Here is a 4,671-nt window from a genome sequence, read left to right as displayed (position 1 = left end):
AGGGACGGGCCGCCGTCGTGCGGTGCGGAAAAGCTGTTCGGAAATGCGGTTGGGATCCGCTGCCGGTGCGGGGGGCTACCGCTGGCCGAGCTGCTTGGTGGGGACCCGGAATGTTTCCTTGGCCGTCAGCGCCGCGACGGTGGCGATGAGGCAGATGATTGCGGTGAAGATGGAGATCTGGACCCAGCCGCCGGGCTGGATGCCGCCCATGGCCGCCACGATCGCCGGGGCGAAGCCGGCCATCAGGAAGCCCAGCTGGGTGCCGATTGCGAGGCCGGAGAAGCGGACGTTGGTGCTGAACATCTCTGCGTAGAAGGAGGGCCAGACCGCGTTGGCCGCAGCGTAGCCGAAGGAGAAGAACGCGATTGCCGCAAGGAACATCAGCGCGACGTTGCCGGATTCGAGGCTCAGCAGGAAGACCGGGGTCAGGGCTGCGCTGGACAGTGCGCCGTAGATGAAGACCGGCTTGCGGCCGATCTTGTCGGCGAGCATGCCGAAGAGCGGCTGGGTGCCCAGTGCCATGAAGTTGGCCCCGACGACGAGCCAGAGGGTGGTGGTGCCGTCCACGCCGGCGACGTTCTTGGCGTAGCTGATGGCCAGGGTGCCGAAGACGGTGGACACGGCGGCGATGAAGGCGCAGGCGATGACGCGCAGGACGTCGCGCCAGTGGCTCTTGAGGAGGTCCGCGACGGGGAGCTTGGAGGTCTGCTTGGTCTTCTGGGCTTCCTCGAACGCCGGCGGTTCGTGCAGGGTGCGGCGGATGAAGAACGCGATCAGCACAACCACGGCGCTGAGCCAGAACGGGATGCGCCAGCCGATCGTGTACTTGATGTCGTCAGGCAGGGCGAGGACCGGGATGAAGACGAGGGCGGCGAGGATCTGGCCGCCCTGGGTGCCGGTCAGGGTCCAGGAGGTGAAGAAGGAGCGGCGGTCGTCCGGGGCGTGCTCGAGCGTCATGGACGAGGCGCCGGCCTGCTCGCCGGCAGCGGAAAAGCCCTGGCAGAGACGCGCCAGCACCAGCAGGACAGGGGCCCACCAGCCGACCGTCTTGAAGTCCGGCAGGCAGCCGATGGCAAAGGTGGAAGCGCCCATCAGCAACAGCGTGAACATGAGGACCTTCCGGCGCCCTATCCTGTCACCGAAGTGGCCGAGGATAACGGCGCCGACCGGGCGGGCAATGTAGGCAAAACCGAAGGTGGCGAACGACATGATCGCCGCGTTGGTGTCCGCATCGGGAAAGAAGACATGCGGGAAGATCAGCGCGGCTGCGGAACCGAAGATGAAGAAGTCGTAATACTCGACGGCGCTGCCCAGGAAGCTGGCAAGGGCCGCCTTCTTCGGCGTCCCTCCTGTGGTTATACCCGGCGTCGTGGACGGGACAGTGTGGCTCATGGTGTTCCTTTGGTGTGACGACGTTGTCGCGGATGGATCAGGAAGGTCTCGGCTGCCGCTTGCTTAAGTGTGGTGCAGCCGGAGGTCCGTGGAAAGACCCGGACTAGTAGCCACATGGTGGAAGCTACTTGTGCGATGTAGCAATCATGACTGTGAGCGCAGTCACTTGTCAACAAAAATAATCACCATCTAGAAATAGCTCTCACTATGTGGGAACATCGATGCATGAGTGTGAATCAAACCACAGATGTTCCCGCCGCTTCCGGGTATCCGGCGGAAGCCCCTTCGAAGCCTGCCAAGGCCGCCAGGGAGGACGCGCGGACGGACATGGTGGGCAAGGCTCTGGGCCTGCTGGTCCTCCTGGGCGACGAGCCGCGGGGCGCCAGCGCCGCGGAGATCTCCCGCCGCGCGGATCTGCCGTTCAGCACCACGTACCGCCTGCTCGGCTCCCTGACGCGGGACGGCTTCGTTGACTACGAACCGGACGGCCGCCGCTACCACCTGGGGCTGAGGGTCTTCCAGCTTGGCCAGCGCGTCTCCAACCACCACGGCTTCGCGGGTACGGCGCTGCCCATCCTGCGGCGCGTGACCGAGGAAACGGGTGAGGCGACCATCCTCTCCGTGCGGGACGGCATCCACCACCTGACGGTGAACAAGGTGGACGGCCCGCAGACCTTCCGGGTCACGAGCGACCCCGGGCATCTCGGGGCACTTCATACCACCTCGGTAGGCAAGGCACTGGTGGCTTTCGCCGACGACGCCACCCGCGCCCAGCTCGTCGAGGAACTGCCCCTGGAGCCCCTGACGGCGCTCTCCATTACGGACCGCGAGGCTTTCCGGGCCGAAATCGAGCAGGTCCGGCGCCAGGGCTTCGCCACCATGGACGAGGAAAACGAACTCGGCATGCGCGCCGTCGCCGTCCCGGTTTTCAACGCCCAGGGGCACGCCTTCGCCTCGCTGGCCACGGCGGTACCGGTCTTCCGCCTGAGCATGGAGGCCCTCGTGGCCCTCGTGCCGCTGCTGCAGGCGGCGGCCGCCGAGCTGTCGGCCCGGCTGCCCCAGCGGTGACGGCCGACCAGCCTGCGTCATGAAAGCCTGCGTCATGAAAGCCGGCTTCATGAAAGCGGGCGCCGAAATACGCCGGTGTCGTAATAATATGTTCGTCATTCGAACAACAGTGCAACATGTGAACAAAGTCTGTAATGTAATCCCTATCACCCGGCCCGCCGCGGACGCCGCAAGCGTCGCAGCCCGCCGAGTGCCGTTGTCAAAGGAGCAAACTGGATGAGCAATCGAGCAGAGTCCTTCCTCGTGGGCCTCGTGGGAGACGGCGTCATGCCCTCCCTCACGCCCTACATGCATGAACGCGAGGGCGACGTGCAGGGCCTCCGGTACCTCTACCGCCCCATCGACCTCACCGAACTCGGCCTGCCCGGCCGGGCCGTGGGGGAGTTGCTCTCCGGCGCCCGGAGCCTCGGGTTCAACGGATTGAACATCACGCACCCCTGCAAGCAGCTCGTGCTCGAGTACCTGGATGAGGTCTCCGCCGACGCCCGGCGCCTGGGCGCCGTCAATACCGTGGTGATCCGCGACGGCCGCTTCATCGGCCACAACACCGACTTCTCCGGCTTCGCCGCGGCGCTGGCCTCCGGGCTCCCCGGCGCCGCCCTGGATCGCGTGGTGCAGCTGGGAGCCGGCGGCGCCGGCTCCGCCGTCGCCTACGCCCTGCTCACCGCGGGGGTCCGCGAGCTGGACCTCGTGGACACCGACGCGGCCCGGTCCGCCGCCCGGGCGGCCGAGCTCGCCGGGTTCTTCCCGGACCGGACCGTCACCGCCCGGACGACGGCGGAGCTCCCGCGGCTCATGCCGCAGGCCGACGGCCTGGTGCACTGCACCCCGGTGGGCATGGCCGCCCATCCGGGGGTTCCGCTGGACATGTCCCTCGTGGAGTCCCGGCACTGGGTGGCCGACATCGTGTACCGGCCGATCGAAACCGAGCTCGTCCGCGAGGCGCGCGCCAAGGGCTGCGAGGTGCTCGACGGCGGCCGGATGGCCGTGGGCCAGGCGGCGGACGCCTTCCGGATCTTCACCGGGCGCCAGGCCGACGCCGACCGAATGCGCTCCCACTTCCTGGAACTTGTGGCCGCGGAAGAGGTGCCCGCCTGATGCGCACCGGGATCGCCACCGTCTGCCTCGCCGGCACCTTGCGGGAAAAAATGCAGGCCTGCGCGGTGGCCGGCTTCGACGGGATCGAGATCTTCGAACAGGACCTCGTGACGTCCCCGCTGAGCCCGGAGGACGTCCGGAAACTGGCCGCCGACCTCGGCCTGAACCTGGATCTCTACCAGCCGTTCCGGGACTTCGACAGCGTTCCCGAGGACCTGCTCGCCGCCAACCTGCGCCGCGCGGACGCCAAGTTCCGGCTCATGTCCCGCCTGGGCATGGACACCATGCTGCTCTGCTCCAACGTCGGCACCGCCACGATCGACGATGACGAGCTCCGCGCCGCACAGCTTTCCCGGCTCGCGGACCTCGCGGGTGACCACGGCGTCAAGGTCGCCTATGAGGCCCTGGCCTGGGGCAAGTACGTGAACGACTACGAGCACGCCCACCGGCTGGTTGGGATGGTGGACCACCCCAACCTGGGCACCTGCCTGGACTCCTTCCACATCCTCTCCCGGGACTGGGATACCGCGCCGATCGAGGCCTTCGACCCGGAGAAAATCTTCTTCGTCCAGGTCGCCGATGCCCCCAAGCTGTCCATGGACGTGCTGTCCTGGAGCCGGCACTACCGGGTGTTTCCAGGGGAGGGCCAGTTCGAACTCGCCAAGTTCATGGGCCACGTGGTCCGCGCGGGCTACACGGGACCGGTGTCGCTGGAAGTATTCAACGACGTCTTCCGCCAGGCCGACGTCGAACGCACCGCCGTCGACGCCATGCGGTCGCTGATCTGGCTCGAAGAGCAGAGCGCCGCCTGGCTCGAGGCAAACCCGGCGAATGCAGCAGACGGCATGGTCAGCGGGGCGGCCGGCCCGGTGTCCGGTGCCCGGCGCCGCTACCCCATGGAGCTGGCCACGCTTCCCCGCGTGGCCGAGCCCGCCGGCTTCAACTTCGCCGAGGTCCGGGCCGGTGACACCGCCGGACTGGAAACCCTGCTGGGCCAGCTGGGGTTTGCGTTCAACGGGCGGCATCGCACGAAGGATGTGCAATTGTGGACCATGGGCCACGCGCGCGTGATCATCAATGAAGAACCGGCAGCCATCGGCACGGCGACCGCTG

At 67.3% G+C, this 4,671-nt stretch carries 4 protein-coding genes; 3 read left to right on the top strand and 1 reads right to left on the bottom strand.

The genetic code is table 11. From position 1 onward, the window contains the following. Positions 1-75: 75 nt before the first annotated feature. Positions 76-1,392 carry an MFS transporter gene (locus Y706_RS0117460; RefSeq protein WP_028277615.1) on the bottom strand — a complete coding sequence of 439 codons (1,317 nt, stop codon included), beginning with the start codon at positions 1,390-1,392 and terminating at the stop codon, positions 76-78. 225 nt (positions 1,393-1,617) lie between these two features. On the opposite strand from Y706_RS0117460, the gene Y706_RS0117455 reads away from it, so the two are divergent. From Y706_RS0117455 to Y706_RS26215, 3 genes are all read left to right on the top strand, one after another. After that, complete coding sequence (locus Y706_RS0117455) at positions 1,618-2,460, top strand: IclR family transcriptional regulator (RefSeq protein ID WP_028277614.1); 843 nt, start codon at positions 1,618-1,620, stop codon at positions 2,458-2,460. Between the two features lie 216 nt (positions 2,461-2,676). Further along, complete coding sequence (locus Y706_RS0117450) at positions 2,677-3,558, top strand: shikimate dehydrogenase (RefSeq protein WP_028277613.1); 882 nt, start codon at positions 2,677-2,679, stop codon at positions 3,556-3,558. Further along, on the top strand, positions 3,558-4,671 hold a 1,114-nt coding region (locus Y706_RS26215), incomplete at its 3' end, for a sugar phosphate isomerase/epimerase and 4-hydroxyphenylpyruvate domain-containing protein (protein ID WP_156945188.1). The genes Y706_RS0117450 and Y706_RS26215, both read left to right, overlap by 1 nt.

This window comes from Arthrobacter sp. I3 (assembly GCF_000520575.1).
GTDB classification, from domain to species: Bacteria; Actinomycetota; Actinomycetes; order Actinomycetales; family Micrococcaceae; genus Arthrobacter; species Arthrobacter humicola_A.
The sequence above is the reverse complement of the archived record's forward strand: the minus strand, read 5'-3'. Positions and strand labels throughout refer to the sequence as shown.

Coding starts and splice junctions, on each gene's coding strand:
- Y706_RS0117460 (WP_028277615.1), bottom strand. CDS start 1,392: ATGAGCCACACTGTCCCGTCCACGACGCCGGGTATAACCACAGGAGGG.
- Y706_RS0117455 (WP_028277614.1), top strand. CDS start 1,618: ATGAGTGTGAATCAAACCACAGATGTTCCCGCCGCTTCCGGGTATCCG.
- Y706_RS0117450 (WP_028277613.1), top strand. CDS start 2,677: ATGAGCAATCGAGCAGAGTCCTTCCTCGTGGGCCTCGTGGGAGACGGC.